20 protein-coding genes are annotated in these 25556 nt (G+C 61.6%); 12 read left to right on the forward strand and 8 right to left on the reverse strand.

Annotation, left to right across the window (positions count from 1 at the left end; all coding sequences use genetic code 11):
* Positions 1-14 precede the first annotated feature (14 nt).
* The 8 genes from murC (at position 15) to tpx (ending at position 9397) form a co-directional block, all read left to right on the forward strand.
* On the forward strand, positions 15-1391 hold the full coding sequence (murC, locus tag AB7E65_RS00210) for a UDP-N-acetylmuramate--L-alanine ligase (protein ID WP_320361257.1): 1377 nt from the start codon (positions 15-17) through the stop codon (positions 1389-1391).
* Between the two features lies 1 nt (position 1392).
* Complete coding sequence (murB, locus tag AB7E65_RS00215; protein ID WP_072287215.1) at positions 1393-2292, forward strand: UDP-N-acetylmuramate dehydrogenase; 900 nt, start codon at positions 1393-1395, stop codon at positions 2290-2292.
* Between the two features lie 42 nt (positions 2293-2334).
* Complete coding sequence (locus AB7E65_RS00220) at positions 2335-3252, forward strand: D-alanine--D-alanine ligase (protein ID WP_072287216.1); 918 nt, start codon at positions 2335-2337, stop codon at positions 3250-3252.
* Positions 3253-3292: 40 nt separating this feature from the next.
* Entirely contained in the window at positions 3293-4141 is an 849-nt protein-coding gene (locus AB7E65_RS00225; RefSeq protein WP_320361277.1) for a cell division protein FtsQ/DivIB, read from the forward strand.
* A 23-nt stretch (positions 4142-4164) separates the two neighbouring features.
* The gene (ftsA, locus tag AB7E65_RS00230; protein ID WP_072287218.1) at positions 4165-5397 is read left to right on the forward strand and encodes a cell division protein FtsA; all 1233 of its coding nucleotides are present in this window, start codon (positions 4165-4167) and stop codon (positions 5395-5397) included.
* Positions 5398-5488: 91 nt separating this feature from the next.
* Positions 5489-6634: a cell division protein FtsZ gene (gene ftsZ / locus AB7E65_RS00235; protein WP_407058560.1), complete on the forward strand. Its 1146-nt coding sequence runs from the start codon at positions 5489-5491 to the stop codon at positions 6632-6634.
* A 407-nt stretch (positions 6635-7041) separates the two neighbouring features.
* The gene (locus AB7E65_RS00240; protein WP_428745045.1) at positions 7042-8778 is read left to right on the forward strand and encodes a radical SAM protein; all 1737 of its coding nucleotides are present in this window, start codon (positions 7042-7044) and stop codon (positions 8776-8778) included.
* Positions 8779-8878: 100 nt separating this feature from the next.
* Entirely contained in the window at positions 8879-9397 is a 519-nt protein-coding gene (gene tpx / locus AB7E65_RS00245; protein ID WP_320361252.1) for a thiol peroxidase, read from the forward strand.
* Positions 9398-9527: 130 nt separating this feature from the next.
* On the opposite strand, the gene aroQ is transcribed toward tpx, so the two are convergent.
* Both aroQ and AB7E65_RS00255 read right to left on the reverse strand, forming a co-directional pair.
* Positions 9528-9974 carry a type II 3-dehydroquinate dehydratase gene (gene aroQ, locus AB7E65_RS00250; RefSeq protein ID WP_428745046.1) on the reverse strand — a complete coding sequence of 149 codons (447 nt, stop codon included), beginning with the start codon at positions 9972-9974 and terminating at the stop codon, positions 9528-9530.
* A 155-nt stretch (positions 9975-10129) separates the two neighbouring features.
* Positions 10130-11776 (reverse strand): ABC-F family ATP-binding cassette domain-containing protein, encoded by a 1647-nt coding sequence (locus tag AB7E65_RS00255; RefSeq protein WP_428745047.1) that lies wholly within the window; start codon positions 11774-11776, stop codon positions 10130-10132.
* A 158-nt stretch (positions 11777-11934) separates the two neighbouring features.
* Between AB7E65_RS00255 and AB7E65_RS00260 the strand changes: the two genes are divergently transcribed.
* A complete protein-coding gene (locus AB7E65_RS00260) occupies positions 11935-12144 on the forward strand; it encodes an RNA-binding S4 domain-containing protein (protein WP_428745048.1) in 210 nt (69 codons plus the stop codon).
* 62 nt (positions 12145-12206) lie between these two features.
* Here the strand turns inward: AB7E65_RS00260 and glnE are convergent, their stop codons facing one another.
* From glnE to gatC, 5 genes are all read right to left on the reverse strand, one after another.
* Complete coding sequence (glnE, locus tag AB7E65_RS00265) at positions 12207-15401, reverse strand: bifunctional [glutamate--ammonia ligase]-adenylyl-L-tyrosine phosphorylase/[glutamate--ammonia-ligase] adenylyltransferase (protein ID WP_428745049.1); 3195 nt, start codon at positions 15399-15401, stop codon at positions 12207-12209.
* A 3-nt stretch (positions 15402-15404) separates the two neighbouring features.
* Positions 15405-16451, reverse strand: coding sequence for an S-methyl-5-thioribose-1-phosphate isomerase (mtnA, locus tag AB7E65_RS00270; protein ID WP_428745050.1), 1047 nt, complete (start codon positions 16449-16451; stop codon positions 15405-15407).
* Between the two features lie 27 nt (positions 16452-16478).
* A complete protein-coding gene (gene gatB, locus AB7E65_RS00275) occupies positions 16479-17915 on the reverse strand; it encodes an Asp-tRNA(Asn)/Glu-tRNA(Gln) amidotransferase subunit GatB (protein ID WP_072287224.1) in 1437 nt (478 codons plus the stop codon).
* 75 nt (positions 17916-17990) lie between these two features.
* On the reverse strand, positions 17991-19448 hold the full coding sequence (gatA, locus tag AB7E65_RS00280) for an Asp-tRNA(Asn)/Glu-tRNA(Gln) amidotransferase subunit GatA (RefSeq protein WP_072287225.1): 1458 nt from the start codon (positions 19446-19448) through the stop codon (positions 17991-17993).
* A 66-nt stretch (positions 19449-19514) separates the two neighbouring features.
* Complete coding sequence (gene gatC / locus AB7E65_RS00285; protein ID WP_072287226.1) at positions 19515-19802, reverse strand: Asp-tRNA(Asn)/Glu-tRNA(Gln) amidotransferase subunit GatC; 288 nt, start codon at positions 19800-19802, stop codon at positions 19515-19517.
* 535 nt (positions 19803-20337) lie between these two features.
* On the opposite strand from gatC, the gene AB7E65_RS00290 reads away from it, so the two are divergent.
* On the forward strand, positions 20338-20994 hold the full coding sequence (locus AB7E65_RS00290; protein WP_072287227.1) for an OmpA family protein: 657 nt from the start codon (positions 20338-20340) through the stop codon (positions 20992-20994).
* 201 nt (positions 20995-21195) lie between these two features.
* A complete protein-coding gene (locus AB7E65_RS00295; protein WP_428745051.1) occupies positions 21196-23721 on the forward strand; it encodes a bifunctional aconitate hydratase 2/2-methylisocitrate dehydratase in 2526 nt (841 codons plus the stop codon).
* Positions 23722-23804: 83 nt separating this feature from the next.
* Here the strand turns inward: AB7E65_RS00295 and AB7E65_RS00300 are convergent, their stop codons facing one another.
* Complete coding sequence (locus AB7E65_RS00300) at positions 23805-24353, reverse strand: HD domain-containing protein (protein ID WP_428745052.1); 549 nt, start codon at positions 24351-24353, stop codon at positions 23805-23807.
* A 116-nt stretch (positions 24354-24469) separates the two neighbouring features.
* On the opposite strand from AB7E65_RS00300, the gene AB7E65_RS00305 reads away from it, so the two are divergent.
* On the forward strand, positions 24470-25556 hold a 1087-nt coding region (locus tag AB7E65_RS00305; protein WP_428745053.1), incomplete at its 3' end, for a TIGR00300 family protein.

Below are 25556 nucleotides of genomic sequence, written 5' to 3' on the forward strand. Positions count from 1 at the left end.
TCAATATTCGGTTTATGTACGGAAAAATTCGCACCATACATTTTGTGGGTATCGGCGGCATCGGCATGAGCGGTATCGCCGAGGTGCTGCTTAACCTTGGTTATCGGGTCAGCGGTTCAGACCTCCGGGAAACCGAGATCACCCGCCGCTTGACCGATCTTGGCGGTGTCATTGCCTATGGGCATGCTGCCGAAAACCTCGGAGAAGCGGATGTGGTCGTGACCTCGACAGCCGTCAAGCCCGAAAATCCTGAAGTGGTCGAAGCCCACCGGCGGCTGATCCCGGTGATTCCGCGTGCGGAAATGCTGGCAGAACTGATGCGCATGAAATATGGCATCGCGGTGGCTGGCACCCACGGCAAAACCACGACCACCAGCATGGTTTCCACCGTTTTGTCCCGGGCCGGCATCGACCCGACCGTGGTGATCGGCGGGCGGCTCGATTCCATCGGCTCCAACGCCAAACTCGGACAGGGCAAGTTTCTGGTTGCCGAAGCCGACGAATCGGACGGCTCGTTTCTCAAGCTGTCGCCGACCATTGCCGTGGTCACCAATGTCGACGCGGATCATCTCGATTATTACGCCGACCTGGATCAGATCAAGCAGACCTTCGTCGACTTCATTAACAAAATTCCCTTTTTCGGCGTGGCGGTGCTGTGTCTTGACGATGCCAACGTGCAGTCCCTGATCCCCCAGGTGCGCAAGCGTTTCGTCACCTATGGCATGACTACCCAGGCCGATTACAACGCACTGGATGTTTGCCATCAGGAAGAGCGGACCACCTTTACGGTCTGTTATCAGGGCGAACGCCTCGGGCAGTTGTCGATCCGCATGCCGGGGCGGCATAACGTGCTCAACGCGCTGGCTGCCGTGGCCGTCGCCCGCGAACTGGAAATCCCTTTTGACCGGATCGCCGAAGGCTTTCGCGATTTCTGCGGTGTGCAGCGGCGCTTCCAGCCCAAATACCAGGGGCAGGACATCATGGTGGTGGATGATTACGGCCATCACCCCGCCGAGATCAAGGTGACCCTGGCCGCTGCGTGTACCGGGTGGAACCGCCGCATTGTCGCGGTGTTCCAACCGCATCGCTACAGCCGCACCCAGGCGCTGTTCGATGAATTCGTGACCGCGTTCTATCAGGCGGATTATCTGGTGGTGATGGATATCTATGCCGCCGGCGAGACTCCGATTCCCGGGGTCGAGGCCCGCCTGCTGGCCGAGGGTATCGCCGGACACGGTCATCGCGAGGTCCATTTCTGCCCGGATGCCGAGGCGGTGATGGCGCATCTGCAACAGGTTGTCAAGCCTGGCGACCTGGTGCTGACCCTGGGGGCCGGCAATGTCTGGCAGGTTGGCGAAACTTTGGCCGAATGGCTCAAGCAGCGAGGCTGAGATGAATTTTCTGGCCGCCGAATTGCGCGACATTCTGCAGGGACCGGTGCTGGTCGGCGAACCTTTGCGCCGCCACACCACCTGGCGCATTGGTGGCCCCGCCGATATTTTCATCGCACCGCGAAACGAGACGGAACTGCTGGCGTCGCTGCGGCTTCTGGCGCGGGTCGATGTGCCCTGGCTGCCCCTTGGAACCGGCAGCAACCTGCTGATAAGAGACGGAGGCTTTCGCGGCGCGGTGATTCATACAGGCGCCTTGCGCGATTCGGAATTCCTGGGTGAAGGCAGGGTCAGGGTTGGCGGCGGCCTGCCGCTCATGCGCCTGGTCCGCGCCTGTGCCCGGAAGGGTCTTGCCGGTCTGGAAGATCTCGCCGGTATTCCGGCGACCGTGGGCGGTGCGGTGGCCATGAACGCGGGGGCTGGCGGCCAGGACATCGCCGGAGTTCTGGAGACGGTTTCTCTGGCCGGACCGGACGGTATCGAAATCTGCAGCGCGGCACGCCTCGACCTGGGCTACCGCCGGGCAGCGCTACCGCATGGGCGGATTGTCGCCGCGGCGCTGCTGCGGTTTCAGCCCGCGGACCCGCAATGGCTGGAGCAGCGCATTCAGAGCCGCCTGCAGAACCGGCGCAAGGCGCAGGGCGTCGGCAAGCCCAACGCCGGTTCGGTGTTCAAAAACCCGCCAGGCGAGCAGGCCTGGAAACTCATCGACAGGGCCGGACTGCGGGGGTACGCGGTGGGCAATGCCGAGGTTTCGGAAAAACATACCAATTTCATTGTAAATCGCGGCGGCGCCAGGGCTTCGGACGTGCTGGCCCTGATCGCCGAGATTCAGAGAATAGTCCGGGAACAAACCGGCATCCTGCTTGAACCGGAAGTACAGGTGGTGGGCGACGCCTGACGGCCCTTGCGGGTCCCCGACCAAACAGAAATGGGAGACAAAATGCAGCGCCAGGAATTGAAACAAAAGCAGATTGCGGTATTAATGGGGGGACTTTCGGCGGAGCGGGACGTATCGCTGCGCACCGGCCGCGCCATCGGTCAGGCATTGCAGCGCTGCGGTTATCAGATTGTTGAAATCGATGCCGGGCGGGATCTTCCGGCTCAACTGGAGCGGGCCGGTGCCGAGGTGGTATTCATTGCCCTGCATGGCCGTTTCGGCGAGGACGGCACCGTTCAGGGATTGCTGGAACTATGTGGCATTCCCTATACCGGCAGTGGCGTGCTCGCTTCCAGCCTGGCCATGGACAAGGTGGCCACCAAGAAGATGCTCTGTTACCATGGCATCGTTACCCCCGCGTTTGCGGAGCTGCGCCAGGGCGATGTTATTGCGGACAACCTGCCGGATTATCCCCTGGTGGTCAAGCCGGCCCGGGAAGGCTCCACCATCGGCATCAGCATAGCCAACGACCGGCGCGCTCTGGAGGAAGGTCTGGCGGAGGCTTTCCGGCACGATGACCTGGTGCTGGTGGAACAGTTCATTGCCGGTGCCGAAGTGACAGTGGGCGTTCTCGATGGTCAGCCGTTGCCGGTGATCCAGGTGGTACCCAAGGGCGGATTTTACGACTACCAGTCCAAGTATACGCCGGGTGAAACCGAATATCTGCTGCCCGCACCCTTGCCGGAGGCGACTTATCTGGCACTGCAGGAAGCCGCCGTCAGGGTTTTCAGGGCGGTCGGTTGCCAGGGCGCCGCGCGGGTCGATTTCATGGTGACCGATACGGATTTTTACTGTCTGGAGGTCAATACCATTCCGGGTATGACCGAAACCAGTCTGCTGCCCAAGGCGGCCCAGGCCGCCGGTCTGTCTTTCGATGAACTGGTGGAGCGCATTCTCGAAGGTGCCGCTCTGAGGAAATAGCTTGCTTCAGCCAGACATTTTCCGGAGAGGGTAGGTGAGCATGGTGAATATGGCCCCCCCTAAACAGCGGCGTTCCAAGGGCAAAGGCAATCATTTCAGGAAGCCGCGCCGGGTTGTTCCCTGGCGCCGCCTTTTGACCGGCGGACTTTTGATTGTCCTGACCTTGGCCAGCGCGGCGCTGGTGGTTGCCGGCGCCCGCTTTGCCGGCCAGACGCTGTCCTCTTCCGATTTTTTCCGGATCGAGAACATCCGGGTGGAGAACAACCGCCGGATTCCCGGCAAGCAAATACTCGCCCTTTCGGATGTCCGTGCCGGAGCCAATATTTTCGAACTCGATCTGCAACGTATCGGCCGGCGCATCGAGCAAAATCCCTGGATCGCCGAGGCCAGGGTGCGGCGCATGTTTCCCGATCAACTCGTCATCCGGGTCGAGGAGCGCACCCCGAAAGCTATCGTGCGTCTCGACTATCTGTATTACGTTGACGCTTCGGGGCAGATCTTCAAGCGCCTGGAACGGGGCGATGGTCTGAATTTTCCGGTGATTTCCGGCATCGAGCGCCAGGCGCTGCTGGAGCACAGGGATGCGACCCTGCAGCGACTCAACGAAGCGATCCGGCTGCTGGAAGAACTGGAGCACCGCAAGGTATTCAGGCCGGCGGACGTTTCCGAATTAAAACTTGACGACACCTGCGGCATTACGCTTTATACTTGCAAAGGCGGTGTGCCGGTGCGCCTGGGACACGATGGTTTCAGTGCCAAGCTGGATCGCCTCGAGAAAATTTTTCCCCAATTGGCAACACGGCTGGGGATCATCGATTACATCGACCTGAATGTCGCGCGGCGGGTTATCGTCAAGCTGGAAACCGGCGAGGCAAGAGGCAAGGGTTAGATACCAAGGGGGAAGGCACGCACATGAGCAATAACAAAAACAGCCTGATCGTAGGCCTGGATATCGGCACCACCAAGATTTGCGCCATTGTCGGCCATCAGACCGAAGAAGGTCTGGATATCGTCGGCATTGGCACCAGCCCTTCGCGCGGATTGCGCAAGGGCGTGGTGATCAACATAGAAAGTACCGTCGAGGCGATTCGCAAGGCTCTCAACGATGCCGAACTGATGGCTGACTGCAAGATTGACAGCGTGTATGCCGGTATCGCCGGAGGCCATATCCGCGGATTCAATTCCCAGGGCGTCATCGCCATCAAGACGCGGGAAGTGACCCATGACGATATCCGCAGGGTGCTCGACGCGGCCAGGGCTATCGCCATCCCCATGGACCGCGAAGTCATCCATACCCTGCCGCAGGAATATATCATCGACGACCAGGACGGCATTCTCGACCCCCTCGGCATGTGCGGCGTGCGCCTTGAAGCCAAGGTGCATATCGTGACTTCGGCCACCGCCAGTGCCCAGAATATCGTGCGCAGCTGCTACAAAGCCGATGTGGAAGTGGCCGATATCGTGCTGGAACAGCTGGCTTCGTCCGAAGCGGTGCTGTCTCCGGACGAAAAGGATCTCGGCGTGGCCATCGTCGATATCGGCGGCGGCACCACCGATATTGCCATTTTTGTGGACGGCGCCATCAAGCACACCTCGGTGCTGTCGCTGGGAGGCAACCATCTGACCAACGATATCGCCGTCGGGCTGCGCACCCCCATGGCGGAAGCCGAGGTGATCAAACAGAAATACGGCTGCGCCATGACCTCGATGGTCGGCAAGGATGAAACCATCGAGGTGCCCTCTGTGGGGGGGCGTGAACCGCGCATCCTGTCACGGCATCTGCTGGCCGAAATTCTTGAACCGCGGGTCGAGGAGATCTTTACCCTGGTGCAGCGTGAAATCATCAAGAGCGGCCTGGAGGATCTGCTCGCTTCCGGCATCGTGCTGACCGGGGGCAGTTGCATCCTGCCCGGCATGCCGGAAATGGCCGAACAGATTTTCAACCTGCCGGTGCGCCGCGGCTTGCCGCAGGGCATCGGCGGCCTGACCGATGTGGTCAACTCGCCCATTTATGCCACCGGGGTCGGTCTGATCAAATACGGGGCGCGTTGCGGCGGTGCGCCCAAGTTCAACAAAGCGAGCACGGATAACCTGTTCGATCGGGTTTTCCGTCGCATGAAGGAATGGTTTGTGGAGTTTTTCTGAGCACGGCGGGGCAGCGCTTTAATCAACGCGGCCGGGTTACGGAGAGATCCGGTCTACAAGGGAATCGGAGGGATTTATGTCGGATCATATCATGTTCGAATTCGATGAAAACATCGACCAGACCGCAAAAATCAAGGTGATCGGCGTCGGTGGCGGCGGCAACAATGCCGTCAACACCATGATCATGGCGGAGCTGGAAGGGGTCGATTTCGTGGCCGCCAATACCGACGCCCAGGCGTTGCGTAAAAGCCGGGCACCGGTCAAACTGCAGATCGGCGGCAAGCTGACCAAGGGCCTCGGCGCCGGCGCCAATCCCGAGGTCGGCCGTGACGCGGCGGAGGAAGACCGTTCGCGCCTGGCCGAGATCCTGGAAGGCGCCGACATGGTGTTCATCGCTGCCGGCCTGGGGGGGGGGACCGGTACCGGGGCGGCTCCGATCATCGCCGAAGTCGCCAAGGAGCAGGGTGCTCTGACGGTGGCGGTGGTGACCAAGCCGTTCAGCCGCGAAGGCAAGCAGCGCATGAAAAAGGCGGCGCAGGGTATCGATAACCTGAAAAACGTGGTCGATTCCCTGATTGTCATTCCAAACGACCGCCTGCTCGGTCTTTCCGGTAAAAACACCAGCATTCTCGATGCCTTCAAGCCCTCCGACGACGTGCTCAGACAGGCGGTGCAGGGCATCTCCGAGCTGATCACGACCAGTGGCCTGATCAACGTCGACTTTGCCGATGTCAAGGCGGTCATGAGCGAGCGCGGCATGGCCATGATGGGCATCGGTCTTGCCGAAGGCGAGCGCCGTGCCGCGGAAGCCGCCCAGAAAGCCATCAGCAGCCCGCTGCTGGAGGATATCGATATCTCCGGCGCCAAGGGTGTGCTGGTCAACATCACCGCATCCTCCAACATGACCATGGAGGAGTTCGACGAAGCTTCCAGCATCATCCACGACAAGGTGCACGAAGAGGCCAACATCATTATCGGCCTGGTGATCAATGAGGATATGGGCGACCGCATCAAGATCACCGCCATCGCGACCGGTTTCGGCGATTCCTTCGAAAAAGGGCGCCGCAACGTCGAGGACTTGCGCAGCCGGGCCATCGCCGGACTCGACAAGGTCGACCGTGATCTGCCGACCTTCATCCGTGACCGGCAGAAAGAGGCGCCAAAGGCGTTCCGCACCACGCTCGGGGATGAGCACGAGTACGACATCCCTACCTTTATGCGCAAGCGGGTCGACTGATCCGGTCGGCCATCGGCCCAGACGCGTCAGGTCCGGATCGGCCGGATGCGGGGATCTCCGCCCTGTGTCCGCTTTTCCGAACGCGCCGGTCGGGGTCTGTCGGTGATGCCGGCAGGCGGTGGGTCGCTGTTCCCAGAATTTGTAGTATCCGATGATTCCCAGACGGGGGAGCCTGAGACGGTTCCCCCGTTTTTTCAAGCTGCCGGCTTCAAGGTTTTTGCCGAGGTCGCGATCACCGAAGCATGCTTTTCCACGAAGGTCCTTCGATTCTTACGCTTCGGGTTTTCACCAGAACCGCTCTGGATTAAGATAGCCGCTCCGACGCATGGGTGCCGATGGACAGCGCCGGGCATCACCACAACGGGCGGAAGATCGCTTCCCGCTTGTTGTCGTTTCGGGAGAAATGCATGTCACGAAAGCTTCTGGACAAAGCACAGCGCCGCCTGGCTGCCGAGCGCGGGCTGCCCTCCAGGCCATGGGGCGGGCGACTGGCGGTGGCTCTGATATACCCGAATGTCTACCATCAGGCCATGAGCAACCTGGGGTTCCAGACCGTCTACGAGTGGATCAACCGGCGCGACGATGCGCTGTGCGAGCGGTTTTTTCTGCCGGACCTCGAAGATCTGGCGGAACATCGCAAAACCGGCTATCCGTTGTTTTCTCTGGAATCAGGGCGGTTTCTCGAAGAGTTTGACCTCGTCGCTATTTCCCTCTCCTTCGAAAACGATTATCTCAACCTGCCGCACATCTTCGGGTTGGCGCGCATGCCGCTGTTCGCAGAGGAGCGGCAGGATAAATATCCTCTGGTGCTGTGCGGCGGCGTCTGTGCGTTTCTGAATCCGGAGCCGCTGGCGGGCATCATGGATTGTTTTGCCGTCGGTGAAGCCGAGGTTCTGCTGGCCCCGTTTCTGGACAGATTGCGCCGGACGGACGAAACCCGGGCGGCAATGCTGGCCGATCTGGCCCGGCTGCCGGGGATCTATGTCCCTTCCCTGTACCGGGTGAATTACACCGAGGATGGAACCCTTGCCAGCATGGTGTCCTGCGCGGGGGCTCCCGAACATGTCCGGCGCCAATGGCTGCGACGCCTTGACGACCATCCCAGCCGCACCTGCGTCTATGCCGACGATACCGAGTTCGGCGATATGACCCTGGTCGAGGTGTCGCGCGGTTGCTCCCGCAAATGCCGCTTTTGTGCGGCCGGCTATATCTACCTGCCGCCTCGCGAGCGCTCCGCTGCCGGTTTGCGGCCCATCATCGAAGAGGGCCTGGCGCACCGGCAACGGGTGGGGCTGGTAAGCCCGGCGGTTGCCGATCATAGTGAAATCGGCGCCATCGCCCAGCAGATTCTTCAGGCTGGCGGCCACATTTCGGTGGCCAGCGTGCGCATCGATTCGCTGACAGCCGGTGATATCGAAGCGATGGCGGCATCCGGTCACCGCACCGTGGCGATCGCCCCCGAGGCCGGCAGTCAGCGGCTTCGCGATTTTATCAACAAGGGTCTCAGCGAGGCGCAGATTCTTGCCGCCACCCGCCTTATCGCCGAAGGGGGCATTCCCAATCTGAAACTCTATTTTCTCATCGGCCTGCCCACCGAAACCTTTGAGGACATTGAAAGCCTGCTGCGGCTCGCGCAAGACATCCGGCAGGTATGGCTAGATGCCGGACGCCGGCGGGGCCGGCTCGGTAACCTGACCTTGTCCGTCAATCCGTTTATTCCCAAACCGTTCACGCCGTTGCAGTGGGCGGCCATGGAACCGGTCGCGTCCCTCAAAAAAAAGCTGCAGTATCTGAAACGCCAGGTCGGGCGCATGCCCAACACCAGCCTCATCTGTGAATCCCTCAAGTCCTCGGAACTTCAGGCGTTGCTGTCCCGGGGCGATCGCCGCACTGGCCGTTTGCTGCCGCACCTTGCCGCGGGGGATTCCCTGGCTGCGGCCTGCCGCCGCGAAGGACTCGACGCGGGATTTTACGTGACGAGGGAACGCTCCGAAGATGAAAAGCTGCCCTGGGAAATCATCGATCAGGGGGTGCCGCGCAGCTTCCTGCGGGCCGAATACGATCGCGCCCGGCGCGGCGAACCGACCCCGCCCTGCGGTCCCGGTTGCAGCCGCTGCGGATTGTGCGGAGAAAAAGGCGCCTGAAAGGGATTGCCTTCGCTGCCGTTCGTCTGAACTGTTTGACGATGCATATGCATGCGATACTCTTGATAAGTCGAATCAACCCATACAAAGGAGTATACCCATGCCCGAAGAACGTACAGGACTGGTGACATTTAAAGGCAATCCCCTGACGCTGGTCGGTCCAGCTCTGAAAGTGGGAACCGCCGCCCCTGCTTTTACCCTGGTCGGCAACGACCTGCAGCCCGTGGCGCTGGCCGACACGGCCGGGAAAATTCGCCTGGTCACGGTAGTGCCGTCCCTCGACACTCCGGTGTGCGATACCATGGCCCGTCGCTTCAATCAGCAGGCGGCCGAGTTGCCCGATGACGTCGTGGTTTACACCGTCAGTGTCGATCTGCCCTTTGCCCAGGCGCGCTGGTGCGGCAATGCCGGCATCGAACGGGTCAAAACCCTGTCCGACTACCAGGAACGCGCTTTCGGCCTCGATTACGGTCTGCTGATCAAGGAACTCAAACTTCTGGCACGGGCCGTACTGGTCATCGATCGCAACGGGACGCTGAAATATTTCCAGCTGGTCAGGGAGGTCGTGGAGGAACCCGATTACCAGGCCGCTATCGATGCGGTGAACCAGCTGCTCTGACAGGGGTTACCGCTTTGATTTTTGCAAAGGGCCCCCGTCGATGGACGGGGGCCCTTTGCAATGAAACAACAGGATTTGTTTTTCAGGGGGGACGTTTTTCCGCCGGTACGGATACGGCGCCGTGAAGGTGTCAGTCGTTGTCCTGGATCAGGCTTGCGGCGGCGAGCAGGCCGAGATGATAGCTCTCTGCGCCGAACCCGCAAATCTGCCCCTTTGCCAGCGCGGCGATGACCGAATGCTGGCGGAACGCTTCACGGGCATGGATGTTGGACATGTGCACCTCCACGATGGGGATGTTGAGGATGCCAAGCGCGTCGGCAATGCCGTAACTGTAATGGGTCCAGGCACCGGCATTGATGACCACGGCGGCGACCTGTTCCCCGTGGGCGCGGTGAATGCGCTCGACCATGTCGGCTTCGCTATTGGTTTGAAAACACTCGACCTCGACGCCGAGACCGGTCGCCCATGCGGCGATGCGGGCGTCGATCTCGGCCAGAGTGATGGTCCCGTAATGGGCTGCATCGCGCTTGCCGAACATGTTCAGGTTGATCCCGTGCAGAACAAGAATTTTTTTCATGCAGCCCTCCAACAGATGTCTGCCGGCGTCATTGCCAATGGAACTTGATACCTGACGCCGAACGGTTAGACCTTTGTTTATCCTTTTCCGGAGCATCACGTCAAGGCCCGGCTTGTGTCCATGGCGGGCCTCCGGATGGACACAAGCTTGCCGTTTTAAACGGCCTGAGTGATAGAAACGGCTTCCTGCCCGGATTTTTGCAGGTAATAATCGTAATCACCTTCATAGGCCAGCATGCGGCCGTGGTCGATTTCATAAACACGGTCGACCAGGCTGCGCAGAAAATGCCGGTCATGGCTGACCAGCACCACGGTGCCGCCAAACCGTTTCAGCGCATCCAGAAGGACTTCGCGGGACACGATATCCAGATGGTTGGTCGGTTCGTCGAGAATCAGGAGATTGAGCGGCCGGGCCAGCAGGGTAGCCAGCACCACGCGGCTCTTTTCGCCTCCGGACAAGATCTCGATGCGTTTATCCACATCGTCACCTTGAAACAGAAAGGCGGCGCAGAGGTTGCGCACCACCCCGACGCTGGCCGTGGGCAGGGCCTCGCTGATCGTTTCCAGAACGGTTCTGCCCGGGTCGAGGATATCCATGGCATGCTGACTGAAATAACCGGCATGCACGTTGGCACCGATAGTCACCGCACCGGCCGAGGGGGCGGTGTGTCCTGCCAGAACCTTGAGAAAGGTCGACTTGCCGGCACCGTTGACCCCGACCACGGCGATTTTTTCGCCGCGCCGGATGAGGCCCGACACGCCGCCGAATACAGACTTGCCGCCGCCTTCGGGGAGATCCCAGGTCTTGCCGAGATCCTGCATGACGACGACGTCGTCGCCGCTGCGGGGCGGTTCCGTGAATTCGAAGCGAACCACCTTCTGCTCCGGCGGCAGTTTGATGCGCTCGATTTTTTCCAGCTTTCTGACCCGTGACTGGACCTGCGCCGCATGGGAAGCGCGGGCGGCGAAACGCGCGATGAATTCTTCCTCCTTGGCCAGCATCTCCTGTTGGCGGCGGAAGCTGGCCAGCAGCTGCTCACGGCGGATTTCGCGTTCGCGCAGATAAAAGTCGTAGTTGCCGCCGTAGGTGGTGATGGTGCCGTTGCCGACTTCCACGATGCGGCTTACCAGCCGGTTCATGAAGTCGCGGTCGTGACTGGTCATTAGCAGCGCGCCACTGTATTCTTCCGCCAGCCAGCTCTCCAGCCAGACGATCGATTCGACATCGAGATGGTTGGTCGGTTCGTCGAGCAGCAGTACATCCGGATTCAGGGTCAGGATTCTGGCCAGGGCGATACGCATTTTCCAGCCGCCGCTGAACGATTCAACCGGCCGCGCCTGGGCCTGCGGATCGATGCCGAGGCCGGCCAGAACCGCTTTGGCACGGTTTTCAAGCTCGTAGCCGCCGCGGTGTTCAAATTCCTGATGGGCGTCGCCGTAACGCTCCAGCAGGTCTGCCAGGGCATCGTCCGGCATCGGTTCGCACATGGCCGTTTCCATTTCGCGGATTCTCCGTCCGAGTTCCACGGTGCGCGCCGATGCGGCTATGACCTCTTCAAGGGCGGAGCGTCCGGACATTTCGCCGACATCCTGGGAAAAATAGCCTATGACGGCTTTCTTTGCGCAGCTGATTTCACCGCGGTCCGGCATTTCCTCGCCGGTGATCAGGCGGAAAATGGAGGTCTTGCCGGCACCGTTGGGGCCGACCAGGCCGGTGCGTGTCGCGGCGGGTATCTGAAAGCTGGCCCCATCGAAAAGGATCTGTGATCCGTGTTGTCTGGTGATATTGGTAAGGTGAATCATGGTGTCTCTCCAGGTACAAAATTTTGGCATTGGTACCACAGGCGGCACCGGGACCGCAAGCCCGCATTTGCCCCTGACTTGCGATTGACCGCAAGGTGGGCCGCGGGCATAATGACAGCCGGTTTCGCACGCATTCCATAAGGGGGACACAGCAGATCATGGAGATTTTCCAATTGCGGGGACAGGAATTTATCGAACTTTGCAGCCTGTTGAAGGTGACGGGGCTGTGCGGTAGCGGCGGCATGGCGAAAACGGCCGTGGCTCAGGGGCAGGTAACGGTTGACGGTCAGGTGGAATTGCGCAAAAGGTGTAAAATCCGCTCCGGACAGACCGTCGGGTTTGAGGGCCGGCGAATTCGCATCGACTGAAGCCTTCATCGTAGCGTTTCCGCTGGTGTCCGGATTGAAGGGAGGGGGGGCGCCGCCGGGATTCAGCTCTCGCGGCTGTTGCCGGCACCCAGGCAGCGGTTGAAAATGGCGCGGATATTTTCGGTGGCGTTGTGGTAGGCGGCCATGAGTTGCCGGTCGGCGCCGGCCTGCTCATAGCCAAGGCGCCGTGCCAGCTTTGCCAGGGTGGCGCTGTCACCGGAAAAAGTGTTGATGGATTGATCGTGGACCAGCCGCAGGCGACTCTCCAGCCGGCGCAGGAACTGGTATCCCCCCGCCAGCAGACGGTATTCGGTTTTTTCCAGCAGCCCGTCGCGGCGCAGTGCCTTGAGGGCTTCAAGGGTATTGGGCGTCTGCAGTGACGGGTGCCCGCCACCATGCAGCAACTGCAGGTACTGAACCAGAAATTCGACATCGAGCATACCCCCCCGGCCGGTTTTGATGTCGAGGCGGCCGCCATTTTCCCGGGCAAGTTCCTGCTCCATGCGCTGGCGCAGCTGGTAAATTTCATTCCGGTGACCGGCGGGCAGGGGCTGATGATAAACAATATCCCGGTTGTAGGTAGCGACGCGGTCGGCCAGAGGCCCCGTGCCGGCCACCACCCTGGCCTTGATCAGAGCCTGCCGCTCCCACAGCTGGGCCGAAGACGCGTGGTAAGCGCGGTAGGCGTCCAGGCTGGTGACCAGGGGGCCCTGGTGACCGGAAGGGCGCAGCCGGGTATCGAGCCGGTAGACATACCCTTCACGGGTGGTGAGACTGAGGATGGAAATAATGCGCTGCGCCAGTTGGGCAAAATATTCCCGGTTGTCGCGCCGGCGAAACCGCCGCGGATCGGTTTGCGGTGCTGCGACCGTTGTTCCTTCCCCCTCAAAGATGAAAATAATGTCCAGCTCCGAGTGGTAGGTGATCTCCCGGCCGCCAAGCTTGCCCATGCCGATGATGACAAAACCGGCTTCCGCAAGGGAACCGTCCTGTTGCCGGCACATGGGCAGCCCGAAGCGCGGCAGCAGTTCCTGTCGGGCGATGGACACCGCCTTGTCGAGAAGCACCTCGGCCAGTTGCGTGAGCTGCCGCGGGCCTTCCTGGGGAGGCATGCGGCCGTGCAGGTCGTTGAGCGCTATGCGCAGGAACTCCTCGTTGCGGAAGTGCCGCAGGGCGTCGAGCCGGCTCTCGTAGTCGGGTGCCAGTTGCAGCAGACGTCCGAGATCCTGTTCCATGTCGGCACGGGACTTGCGCTCCACGGCGTGAGCCCGGGCCACCAGCATATCGAGGATTTCAGGATGCAAAATGAGATTGCGCGACAGAAACTGGCTGGTGCCGAAAAGGGAGATGAGCAGCTTGAGGATCTGCCGGTTTTCGGCCAGCAGGGCGTAAAAGGTGGCGCGGGCATGCAGCCCCGACAGGAAGCGTTCCAGATTGCCCAGCGCCATGTCCGGCTCGGGGGAATCGAGACATTCCTGCAGCAGCAGCGGCGCGATCCGCTCCAGATGCCGGCGCCCCAGGGCGGACAGGCGCACGAAGGGTGGCCCGTCCCGCAGGGTCAGCAGATTTTCATAGGCGGCATCCGGGTTGCCGAAACCTTTTTCCTCAAGGACATCCTTGGCCAGATCGCTGTCGAGGGCAGGGTCGAGCAGCATGCGCACCTCGCGGCCGACCTCGGCGGCGGCTTCCTCCTCTCCGGTATAGAAAAGGTCGTGATAGATCGCCTTCACCCCGGCACGGTGATGCTCCAGCTCACTGAGGAATGCGGAGCCATCGACATGGCCGCAGCGCCGCGCCAGCAGTTGCAGCTCGCGGGGGTTGCGCGGCAGGTTGTGGGTCTGCCGCTCCTGCTCTACCTGGATGCGATGTTCGGTGTTGCGCAGAAATACGTAGGCGGCTGACAGAATATCGTAGGTTTCTTCATCGACGAGGCCTTCGCGGCGCAGCAGGCTCAGTGCCTTGAGGGAATTCCGTTCGCGCAGGCCCGGATGTTTGCCGGAATGGATCAACTGCATGGCCTGAATAAAAAACTCGATTTCCCGAATGCCGCCCTGACCAAGCTTCAGATTGAGCTCGCCCTCCCTTTCACGGGTCAGGTTGCGGTCGATCTTCTGCTTCATTATTTTCAGATCCTCGATCATGGTGTAATCGAGGTAGCGCCGGTAGATGAATGGATCCAGATAGTGCAGCAGTTCCTCGCCGAGTTCCAGACAGCCCGCCACCGGCCTGGCCTTGAGCATGGCGCAGCGCTCCCAGCTCTGTCCCCAGTTTTCGTAATAGGATTCGGTGCCGCGCAGCGAGTTGACCACTTCGCCGCTCCTGCCCTCCGGGCGCAGGTTGAGATCGACCCGGAAGACCACCCCGTCTTCGGTGCGCTGACCGATGGCGCGGGTGACCAGTTCCGCCAGTTTGACGAAATACTGATGCAATATCAGCTGGTTTTTCAAGCCTCCGTGCTCGTCCGGAATGCCGGTTGTGGTGCCGCGATCATTCGAATAGCAGTAAATCAGGTCGATGTCGGAGGAGAAATTGAGTTCGCGGCCGCCGAATTTACCCATGGCGAGAACCACGAATTCAGCACGGGCGGCCGGCGCATCCGCGGACGGCGCGACAAGGGGCACCCCGTGTTCCGCCTGCAGCAGGTTGCCGCAGATGTCGACGGCGCGCTGCAGGCAGGCTGCGGCCAGGTCGGACAGTTCGGCGGTGGTTTCCGTCAGGCAGGCCAGTCCGTTAAGATCCCGGCCGGCAATGCGCAGGATTTCCTGTTGTTTGTACAGCCGCAGCTGTTTCTGCAGTTCCGGGAAATTTCCGGGACCCGGCGCGGTTTGCTGAAGCTCGGCAAGCATGCGGTCGAAGTCCTTGCCCCGCAGCAGTTGGTCATCGACAAACAGTGGGCGACACAGGGCCGGGCGCCGGCACAGGATATTGGTCAGGAAGGTCGATGCGCCGAGCATCACCAGCAGCATGCCGCACGCTTCGTTTCGGGAAAACAGGTCCTGCCGGTCCAGCGGGGACAGCATCCCCGCCAGACGTTCGAGACCGTTTAGAGCCTGGTCGGGGTCGGCCGCGGTCAACGCCTGGCGGGCAAGGCGCGCGAGCGCGGCGCCGTTGCCCGCCCAGGGGTAGAGACACAGAAGATTGGCGGCTGTTTTGGAACCCTCGGAAAAACCGAGATCGGTGGCAACGGTGGCCAGGGTTTTTTCATCTCCCTGGACACAAAGGGATTCCAGTCGGGCCGACAGTTGCTCCGGGCTCATGGCTCAGCGATGCTCCCTGAAAAGCTGGGCCAGCCCGGCGACGTAATCGCCACGAACCACCCCGCGCTCGGTAATGATGGCGGTCACCAGCCGTGCCGGAGTGACATCGAAAGCGGGATTGCGCACCCGGATGCCTTCCGGAGCCAGACGGGTGGCGCCGCAGTGGGTGACCTCGATGGCGTCCCGCTCCTCGATAGGGATCTGGTCGCCGTCGGCAATGTTGCGGTCGATGGTCGACAGCGGCGCGGCGACATAGAAGGGCAGGCCGTGTTCTCTGGCCAGAACCGCGACGCTGTAGGTGCCGATCTTGTTGGCCACATCGCCGTTGGCGGCAATGCGGTCGGCGCCCACGATGACGCCGTCGATTTCTCCCTGGCGCATGAGCGCGCCGGCCATGTTGTCGCAGATCAGCGTGACAGGGATGCCATCCTTGTGCAACTCCCAGGCCGTCAGGCGGGCGCCCTGCAGAAACGGCCGCGTTTCATCCGCCAGTACGCTGACGCTTTTGCCGCTTTCCACCGCGGCCCGGATCACGCCCAGAGCCGTTCCGTAGCCACCGGTGGCCAGCGCGCCGGCGTTGCAATGGGTCAGTATCCGTGCACCGTCGGGGATCAGTACCGCGCCGTGGCGGCCCATGGCGCGGTTGCTGGCCTCGTCCTCGGCGGCGACAGCCAGCGCTTCGTTCAGCAGCTCTGTGCGGATGTCGTCGAGGGGGCTGCCGGCCAGCTGTCGCGCGCGGGTCCGCATGCGGTCCAGCGCCCAGAACAGGTTGACGGCCGTGGGCCGGGTAGCGGCCAGGGTGGCGCACACCTTTTCCAGTTCGGCGTAAAACTCTCCGAAGCCGGCCGCCGCGATGTCGCGGGCGCCGAAAGCGACGCCGAAGGCCGCCGCCACGCCGATGGCGGGCGCGCCGCGAACCACCATGCTGCGTATGGCTTCGGCCACGCTTTGATAGTCGCGGTATCGGATCCACACCTCCTGCGTCGGCAGCAGGCGCTGATCGATCATGCGGATCGCTCCGTCCCGATATTCAATGGGTCTGATGGACATGGACAACTCCTGTAAAAAGCAGCTGGTTCACTCCCCCGCCAGTTTTTTCTTGAGCAGCTCGTTCAGGGCCGCGGGATTGGCCTTGCCCTTGGTGGCGCGCATGACCTGGCCGACGAAAAAGCCTATCAGCTTGTCCTTGCCGGCGCGGTATTCCTCGACCTGACCGGGATTGGCGGCCAGCACAGCGTCGATGGCGGCTTCGATGGCCCCGGTGTCGGTGACCTGCTTCAGACCCTGTTCCCCGATAATGGCGTCAGCGTCCTTGCCGCTCTGCCACATGGCATCGAAGACGGTCTTGGCGATTTTGTTGGAGATGGTATTGTCGTCGATACGCCTGAGCATGCCGTTCAGCATCGGCGGGGTTACCGGGCAGTCGGCGACACGCATGCCCGAATCGTTCAGGGCGCGCTGCAGCTCGCCCATCACCCAGTTGGCGCACAGCTTGGCATTGCCGTTGAGCACCACCAGGGCATCGTAGTATTCGGCCATGGCGCGGTCGGCGGCCAGCACTTCGGCATCGTATCGGGCGAGGCCGAGCTCGCCGATAAAGCGGGCGATCTTGGCTTCGGGCAGCTCGGGCAGCTCACGGCGCATCTGCTCCACCAGGTCGGCCGAAACCATGAGCGGCACCAGGTCGGGATCGGGGAAGTAACGATAGTCGTGGGCTTCTTCCTTGCCGCGCATGGAGCGGGTGGTGCCGCTGGCGGTGTCGAACAGGCGGGTTTCCTGCACCACCCTGCCGCCGTCATCGAGGATGTCAGTCTGGCGCTCGATCTCGTAGTCGATGGCCTGCTTGATGAAGCGGAAGGAGTTGATGTTTTTGAGTTCGGCGCGGGTGCCGAATTCCTTCTGCCCCCAGGGGCGGATCGATACGTTGGCGTCGCAACGGAAAGAGCCTTCCTCCAGGTTGCCGTCGCAGACGCCAAGATAGACCACGATCTGATGCAGTTTTTTCAGGTAGGCGATGGCCTCGTCGGAGGAACGCATGTCCGGTTCGGAGACGATCTCCAGCAGTGGCGTGCAGGCGCGGTTGAGATCGACCCGAGAGGTGTCGCCGCTGTCGTGCAGCAGTTTGCCGGCGTCTTCCTCCATGTGGATGCGGGTGATGCCGATCGATTTGGATCGGCCATCCACCTCGATATCGAGACGCCCGTGTTCACAGATCGGCAGTTCGAACTGGGAAATCTGGTAGCCTTTGGGCAGGTCCGGATAAAAGTAGTTTTTACGGGCGAAGATGGAGCGTGGGGTGATGCCGCAGTTGGTGGCCAGGCCGGTCTTGATGGCGTATTCCACCACCTTGCGGTTGAGCACCGGCAAAGCGCCGGGCAGGCCGAGACATACCGGGCAGGTCTGGCTGTTGGGCTGGTTGCCGAAGGCCGTGGAACAGTTGCAGAAGATTTTGGTTTGGGTGGTGAGCTGAACGTGGACTTCCAGTCCGATGACAACTTCATAGCGCGATTTCATGGTCGATTCCTTCCGCATGCGGGCAGCGGGCGGTTCCGGCCCGTTGCTGCACGAATATCATGGTCGATGCCGAGGCTACAGAGGCGCCTTGTGACGGTGCCAGTCGGTTGCCTGCTCGTAGGCATGGGCGGTCTTCAGGATCGTTGCCTCGTCAAACGGCCGGCCGACGAGCTGCATGCCGATGGGCAGGCCGTTCCGGGAGAAACCGCAGGGCACGCTGATGCCGCAGGTGCCGGCGAGGTTGACCGGAATGGTGAAGATGTCCGACAGGTACATCTGCAGCGGATCCGCGGTTTTTTCGCCGATGCGAAATGCCGGTGTCGGCGCCACGGGCGTGAGAATGACATCGACCTGATGGAACGCGTCGAGGAAGTCCTGGCGGATCAGGGTCCGCACTTTCTGGGCCTTGAGATAGTAGGCATCGTAATAACCCGATGACAGGGCGTAGGTGCCGAGCATGATGCGGCGTTTGACCTCGGGTCCGAAGCCGGCGGCGCGGCTCTGCATATACATGTCGATCAGGCCTCGCCCCTCATCCACACGCCGGCCGTAACGCACGCCGTCGTAGCGGGCCAGGTTGCTGGAAGCTTCGGCGGTGGCGATGAGGTAGTAACAGGCCACGGCGTATTCGGTATGGGGCAGGGAGACCTCCACCGGTTCGGCGCCGAGTTCCCGCAGGGTGGCGATGGCTTTGTCGACGCACTGCCGGATGTCTTTATCGAGCCCTTCGATGAAATATTCCCTGGGCAGACCGATGCGCAGGCCCTTGATTCCCTGACGGAGCGCAGCCTGATAATCCGGCACCGGCAGGTTGACGGAAGTCGAGTCGGCGGGGTCGTAACCGGCCACCGCGCCGAGCATGATGGCGCAGTCTTCCACGTCGCGGGTCAGCGGTCCGACCTGATCGAGGGAGGAGGCGTAGGCGATGACGCCGTAGCGCGACACCCGGCCGTAGGTCGGTTTGAGCCCGACCACGCCGCAGTGGGAGGCCGGCTGGCGAATCGATCCGCCGGTGTCCGTGCCCAGGGTCGCCACCGCCTGGCGCGCCGCCACGGCGGCAGCCGACCCGCCCGACGACCCGCCGGGCACGCATGCCTGATTCCAGGGGTTTCTGACCGTGCCGAAGGCGCTGTTTTCATTGGAACTGCCCATGGCGAATTCGTCCATGTTCAGCTTGCCGAGCAGCACCGCCCCCTGTTCCCTGAGCCGGCGCACCGCGGTGCCGTCATACGGGGGGATGAAGTTGTCGAGGATCCTTGAGGCGCAGGTGGTGCGGGTCCCGGCGGTAACGAAAATATCCTTGAGCGCCAGCGGGATGCCCGTCAGTGCGGCGGCATTGCCGGCGGCCAGCCGCGCATCGGCGGCATCGGCGCTGTTCAGGGCCGGTTCTTCACAAAGGGTTATGTAGGCACCGATCTGGGCGTCGGTGAGTTGGATGCGCGTCAGAAAAGCTTCGGTAAGTTCGCGGGAAGAGACTTCCCGGTTTTTCAGCAGCGTCTGCAGTTCGTGGATGGTCAGATCCGTTAATGCCATGTTGCTCTCCTGTATCTTGTATGCGTCGCACGGAGCCGCGGCGTCCGGTTGCCGCGGGCCGGAAACCTATTCGATGACCTTGGGAACGACGAAGCAGTCGCCTCCTGCTTCCGGAGCGTTCAGCAGAGCCTTTTCGGTGCCGATGGATGCGCCCGCGACATCTTCGCGGAAGGCGTTCTCCACCGGCACGGCATGGGCCGTGGGGATGATATGGTCCGTGTCCAGCTCATTGAGCTTTTCGACATAATCGAGAATCGCGTCCATCTCGCCCGTCAGGGTGTCCAGTTCCGCCTTCGTCATGGCCAGCCGTGCCAGTTTCGCGACGTGCTCAACCTGTTGTCTCTGTATTTTCATCGGTTCACCTCTGTAGAAAGATACCCTTTTTCACAAATTGTCAAACTAGCATGGAAAACAAGCGTGTTTCAAGATTTAACCCTTGCATCGCAAAACGCCGGGCGGCAAAAGGCGCCTCGTGTTCGTTACGGTGCGGCCAGGCGATGCTATACTTTGCTTGATTGGGTTGTGGTTATCCAGATGAGGATGCCCGTCGTTTTTCAGGTAAACTTATCGGCCTGTTCTTCGTCTGAGTCCACGAAGCAAAAAGCCCGTACGGTTTTTTCCGGAGGGCAATGTGTCGCCATTATTAGACTTTGCTTTTTCCGGGAAGCATGCTAGCTTTCATCCTGAAATGGCCCTTTTGGCCATGGCGGCGTCAATCCGCGGGTTTGTCTGCCACAACGAAAAATGGTTCGCCTTGCATATGAAACCACGCTGTATCGCTCTGGCGTTTCCGGGCGGATACATGCCGGAAATCAACCCATGTGATAGATGATTTGTGCGATCGGCACGCTTGTTCTTACCACCCATTCATTCATGGAAGGAGCAGTTTATGAAAAAAATGTTCACGGTTTTTGCGCTGATATCCCTGCTGGCGGCCGGTTGCAGCCAGCCGATGACAGGTACCCAGAAAGGCGTGGCCGTCGGCGCCGGTACCGGTGCCGCTGTCGGCGCCGGGCTTGGTCAGCTGATCGGTGGCGACACCGAAGGCACTCTCATTGGCGCCGGTATCGGCGCGGCGCTGGGGGGGACGGCCGGCGGGTTTTTCGCCAACTACATGGAAAAACAGGAGAATAGCATGCGCCAGCAGTTGGCCGGGGTTGAAGGGGCCAGCATCCAGCGCGACGCCGATGTGCTCGCAGTGACCTTCAAGTCCGATCTTCTGTTCGATATCAACTCCTATACGGTCAAGCCCGGAGGCTATGACGAGCTGCAGCGGGTGGCCGGTGTGCTCAACAACTACCCGCAGACCAATATCCTGATCGCCGGGCACACCGACAGCAGTGGCAGCGAACAGTACAACATGACCCTGTCCCGGCAACGTGCCGAATCGGTTAAAAATGTCCTGGTCGGTTACGGCGTCGCTCCGGCGCGACTGACGACTGTCGGTTATGGTGAAAGCAAGCCGATTGCCGGCAACGACACCGAGTCCGGCCGCCAGATGAACCGTCGGGTCGCTATTACCATTACGCCGAATCAGCAGCAATGAACATGCAGCCTTAGTGAGATCTCTCCAAAAAACGCTGTCAAACGCCCGTCCGGAGCCGATCCGGGCGGGCGTTTCAGTACCAGCGGGGAAATCCGGCGCGGTGACAGACGGCGCTTGACCGCATACACATATGTCCTTACATTTAAACAGGTGTAGGCAATCGGCCGTTTCCGATGCCTGAAACATACGAGGAGATATTCCATGCTCAATGAATACCTGCACCATGTTGATGAGCGGGCCGCTCTGGGGATCCCGCCGCTGCCGCTGGATGTGCCGCAGACCCAGGAGCTCTGCCGCCTGCTGCCCGCTCCTCCTGCCGGTCGCGAAGCCCTGCTGGTTGACCTGCTGGAAAACCGCATATCTCCCGGCGTCGACCCGTCGGCGCAGGTCAAGGCTGAGTTTCTGGGGCGAATCCTGGGCGGCGTGGCGAGCAGCCCGCTGATCAGCAGGGAAGACGCGATTCGTCTGCTGGGCGCCATGCTCGGGGGATACAACATCGCACCGTTGATGGCGGCGCTGCGGGATGACCAGCTGGCGTCACGGGCGGCCAGTGCCCTGAGCGGTCTGATTCTGGTTTACGATGCTTTTGAAGACATACAAAAGCTCGCGGCGGAGAACGTTTTTGCCCGGCAGGTGATCGAAAGCTGGGCGCGGGCTGACTGGTTCCACTCCCGCCCCGAAATCCCCGCCCGCCTTCGGGTAAAGATTTTCAAGGTTGAAGGCGAAATCAACACCGACGATTTTTCCCCTGCAGGGGATGCCTGGAGCCGGCCGGATATCCCCCTGCACGCTCTGAGCATGGGGCACAGCCGTTTCGTCGGCGGCATCGAAACCATCGCCCGCTGGCGCAGGGAAGGCCACCAGATCGCTTTCGCCGGAGATGTGGTCGGTACCGGCTCGTCCCGCAAATCGGCCTGCAACAGCCTGTTGTGGCATATCGGCGAGGATATCCCCGGAGTGCCCAACAAACGGCGCGGCGGGGTGATTATCGGCGGCGCCATCGCGCCGATTTTCTTCAACACCGCGCAGGATTCCGGCGCGCTGCCGATCCGTGCCGACGTCGACCGAGTTGCGCATGGCGATGAAGTGATCATCGAACCGCTGGCCGGCCGCATCCTGGATGCCGAAGGCAAGCTGCTGACGACTTTTGACCTGTCCCCCAATACCCTGGCCGACGAATACCGGGCCGGCGGGCGCATCCCGCTGATCATCGGTCGGGCGCTTACCGACAGGGCACGAAAGGCTCTCGACCTGGCGCCGGCAAGCTTTTTCACCCGGCCGGACAATCCCGTGCCGCCACCGGATCAGGCTTATACCCTGGCACAGAAACTGGTGGGCAGAGCCTGCGGCCTGCCCGGCGTCCTGCCCGGAACCGCCTGCGAGCCACGCATGACCACCGTCGGATCCCAGGACACCACCGGGCCGATGACGGCCGATGAACTGAAGGAGCTGGCCTGCCTTAAATTTCAGACGCCGCTGTTCATGCAGTCCTTCTGTCACACGGCGGCCTATCCCAAGACTGCCGACGTGAAAATGCACCGCACGCTGCCCGCATTCATGTCGCAGCGTGGCGGCGTGGCACTGCGCCCGGGAGACGGCGTCATTCACAGCTGGCTCAATCGCCTGCTGTTGCCCGATACCGTCGGCACCGGCGGCGATTCACACACGCGCTTTCCCGTCGGCATATCCTTTCCGGCGGGGTCGGGGCTGGTGGCTTTTGCCGGCGCGCTCGGCTTCATGCCTCTGGATATGCCGGAATCGGTGCTGGTGCGCTTCAGGGGGAGCCTGCAGCCGGGCATTACCCTGCGGGACGTTGTCAACGCCGTGCCCTATGCGGCTATCGGCCAGGGCCTGCTGACCGTTCCGAAAAAGAACAAGAAGAATATTTTTAACGGGCGCATTCTCGAAATGGAGGGACTCGATGACCTGACCGTCGAGCAGGCCTTCGAGCTGACCTGCGCCGCCGCCGAGCGCAGCGCCGCCGCCGGCTGCATCCAGCTTTCGGAAGAGCGGGTCGCGGCTTTTCTGCGCTCCAACGTGGCCTTGATGAAGAGTATGATTGCCGATGGCTACGAAGATGCCGAAACCCTGGAGAGGCGCATTTCCGCCGTGGAACAGTGGCTGGCCGAGCCCCGGCTGCTGCGTGCCGATGCCCACGCCGGTTACGCGGCCGTTGTCGAAGTCGACCTCGATGAGCTGAAGGAACCGCTGGTATGCTGTCCCAACGATCCGGACGATGTGCGCCCGTTGTCGGAGATCGCCGGGGAGGCTATCGATGATGTCTTCATCGGTTCCTGCATGTCGAATATCGGCCATTTTCGGGCAGCCGCGGCTCTGTGGGAGGGCCGTTCCTTCAATGCCGCGGTGCGCACCTGGGTCTGTCCGCCGACCCGGATGGATTACCGGCAACTGCGTGACGAGGCCCGCCTGGCGATTTTCAGCGCTGTCGGTGCCCGCATCGAGATGCCCGGCTGCTCCCTGTGCATGGGCAACCAGGCCCGGGTTCCGGCCGGCGCCCGGGTGTTCTCGACCTCGACGCGCAATTTCGACAACCGCCTCGGTGATGATGCGCGGGTGTATCTGGGCTCCGCCGAACTGGCGGCCATCGTGGCGACCCTGGGGCGGATTCCTACCCCGGACAGGTATTTCAGTGTTTATCAGGATCGCATAGCGCCACGGGAAGAGGAGATTTATCGGTACTTGCAGTTTGACGAGATGGAACCATAGCGCAACGCATGTGGAAGCGGCCGTCTTTCCCCGGGGGAGGCGGCCGTTTTTTCGAAGGTTGCGGTGGCGTTGAAACCGCTTTGTCAGACGGCGAACATAGCGTGCCACTGATCGAAAATAGCGACCTTATCCGTCCCGAAACGCATCAGGGCATTCCGGACCTGATCGGCGGAGCGCTCGCTGCCATCCCTGGCCGGATCTTTGGAAAAAAACAGGTCGGCGTAGGCGACGATCTGCTCCTCCAGCGTGATCGGCGCCATGTCGCGGCATGGCAGCGGAAGGTTTTGCCGACGGATTTCCGCCGCTGTCAGGCCGACGCCGATATGCCTTTCGCACACCATGGCGTGGCGTGGCAGCCCTTCAGCTTCGAGGATTTCCCGTCCTTTCAGGCCGTGGCACAGATAAGGCAGTTCGCCGAAACATCCCAGGGCCGGCGCGGCCGTGAAACGGATGCCGATGTCGTGCAGCAGGGCTGCCTGGATAACAAACGCCTTGTCCACCGTTGCGGCGGGCAGGCATCGTGTAACACGGGCGGCTTTGGCGGCGACACTTCGACTGTGGCGCACAAGGATGCGGTGGGCGTCACTGCCGGGAGGATAGTATTTGTCCAGAAGGGCAAGGGCATCGATCATGTCGGGATCTCTTTCGTTTGCAACCGGTTTTATTCTACCGTATGCGGGGCATCGCGTGCCAGGGTAAACATCACAGGCCAGGAAGCAGGCGGCGCCGTTTTTGAAGGAGGGCGGTTATGTCAGAGCAGCAGGTGAAGTTGCAGGGCCATGTTATCGACCGGCAGATCCTGTCACGGGTGCTCGATGCCGTGGAACTGGCAGGGGGTAGCTGGGAAATTGCTGAACTGTCGATCGGCCGCACCCGCAGGGATGAAAGCACGGTGCTGTTGAACATCGGCGCACCGGACCAGGCCACTCTCACCGCGGTGCTGAGCGAAATCTCCCTGCTGGGAGCTGTGGCGCTGCAGGCAAAGCCTGCGGTGTTGCATGAAGCGCCCGCCGATGGCGTTTTGCCCGACCGGTTTTACGCTACCACCAACCTGCCCACGCAAGTGCTGGTGGGCGAGAAGTGGCTTGCCGTGGAGGGAACGGAAATGGACCTGGCCATCGTCGTGGAGCCGCAGGCCATGAGCGCGCACGCCGTCCCCATGGCCGATGTCCGGAAGGGTCAGCGCATTGTGGTCGGGGGGCAGGGGGTGCGTGTGCATTATCCTGACCGCAACCGGCAGGAGCAGGATTTTCGTTTTATGGCCAGTGCCGTGTCGGCGGAAAAACCCAAACGGGTACTGATGCGGAAAATCGTGGCGGCCGCGCGCAACGTGAAAGCGGCGGGGCGCAAGCTTCTGCTGGTGGGGGGACCCGCCATCATTCACACCGGTGCCGGGCCGGTAGTGGAAGCCCTGATCCGCAACGGCTGGATCGATGTGCTGTTCGCCGGCAACGCCCTTGCGGCCCACGACATCGAATCGGCCCTGTTTGGAACCTCTTTGGGCGTGCCTTTGGATGAGGGATGCACCGGCCCCCAAGGGCACGCCCACCACCTGTGGGCCATCAACCGCATCCGCGGGGCAGGTTCGATCGCCGCAGCGGTGGCGGATGGCAGCCTCGCCGGCGGCATCATGCACGCCTGCATTACCTGCGACGTGCCTTTCGTGCTGGCCGGCTCGATTCGTGACGACGGCCCTCTGCCCGATGTGATCACGGACGTGCTCGCCGCGCAGCGCGCCATGCGCGGCCTCATTCCCGGTGTCGGCATGGCAATCATGATCGGCACGACTCTGCATTCCATCGCCTCCGGCAATCTGCTGCCGGCGGCGGTGGCTG

The sequence above is a fragment of the Syntrophotalea sp. genome, assembly GCF_050253115.1.
GTDB lineage: Bacteria > Desulfobacterota > Desulfuromonadia > Desulfuromonadales > Syntrophotaleaceae > Syntrophotalea > Syntrophotalea acetylenica.

Coding starts and splice junctions, on each gene's coding strand:
- gatC (WP_072287226.1), bottom strand. CDS start 19,802: ATGAAAATACAGAGACAACAGGTTGAGCACGTCGCGAAACTGGCACGG.
- murC (WP_320361257.1), top strand. CDS start 15: ATGTACGGAAAAATTCGCACCATACATTTTGTGGGTATCGGCGGCATC.
- AB7E65_RS00225 (WP_320361277.1), top strand. CDS start 3,293: ATGGTGAATATGGCCCCCCCTAAACAGCGGCGTTCCAAGGGCAAAGGC.
- gatB (WP_072287224.1), bottom strand. CDS start 17,915: ATGAAATCGCGCTATGAAGTTGTCATCGGACTGGAAGTCCACGTTCAG.
- ftsA (WP_072287218.1), top strand. CDS start 4,165: ATGAGCAATAACAAAAACAGCCTGATCGTAGGCCTGGATATCGGCACC.
- AB7E65_RS00260 (WP_428745048.1), top strand. CDS start 11,935: ATGGAGATTTTCCAATTGCGGGGACAGGAATTTATCGAACTTTGCAGC.
- AB7E65_RS00255 (WP_428745047.1), bottom strand. CDS start 11,776: ATGATTCACCTTACCAATATCACCAGACAACACGGATCACAGATCCTT.
- mtnA (WP_428745050.1), bottom strand. CDS start 16,451: ATGTCCATCAGACCCATTGAATATCGGGACGGAGCGATCCGCATGATC.
- ftsZ (WP_407058560.1), top strand. CDS start 5,489: ATGTTCGAATTCGATGAAAACATCGACCAGACCGCAAAAATCAAGGTG.
- murB (WP_072287215.1), top strand. CDS start 1,393: ATGAATTTTCTGGCCGCCGAATTGCGCGACATTCTGCAGGGACCGGTG.
- AB7E65_RS00240 (WP_428745045.1), top strand. CDS start 7,042: ATGTCACGAAAGCTTCTGGACAAAGCACAGCGCCGCCTGGCTGCCGAG.
- AB7E65_RS00295 (WP_428745051.1), top strand. CDS start 21,196: ATGCTCAATGAATACCTGCACCATGTTGATGAGCGGGCCGCTCTGGGG.
- AB7E65_RS00290 (WP_072287227.1), top strand. CDS start 20,338: ATGAAAAAAATGTTCACGGTTTTTGCGCTGATATCCCTGCTGGCGGCC.
- tpx (WP_320361252.1), top strand. CDS start 8,879: ATGCCCGAAGAACGTACAGGACTGGTGACATTTAAAGGCAATCCCCTG.
- glnE (WP_428745049.1), bottom strand. CDS start 15,401: ATGAGCCCGGAGCAACTGTCGGCCCGACTGGAATCCCTTTGTGTCCAG.
- AB7E65_RS00220 (WP_072287216.1), top strand. CDS start 2,335: ATGCAGCGCCAGGAATTGAAACAAAAGCAGATTGCGGTATTAATGGGG.
- gatA (WP_072287225.1), bottom strand. CDS start 19,448: ATGGCATTAACGGATCTGACCATCCACGAACTGCAGACGCTGCTGAAA.
- aroQ (WP_428745046.1), bottom strand. CDS start 9,974: ATGAAAAAAATTCTTGTTCTGCACGGGATCAACCTGAACATGTTCGGC.
- AB7E65_RS00300 (WP_428745052.1), bottom strand. CDS start 24,353: ATGATCGATGCCCTTGCCCTTCTGGACAAATACTATCCTCCCGGCAGT.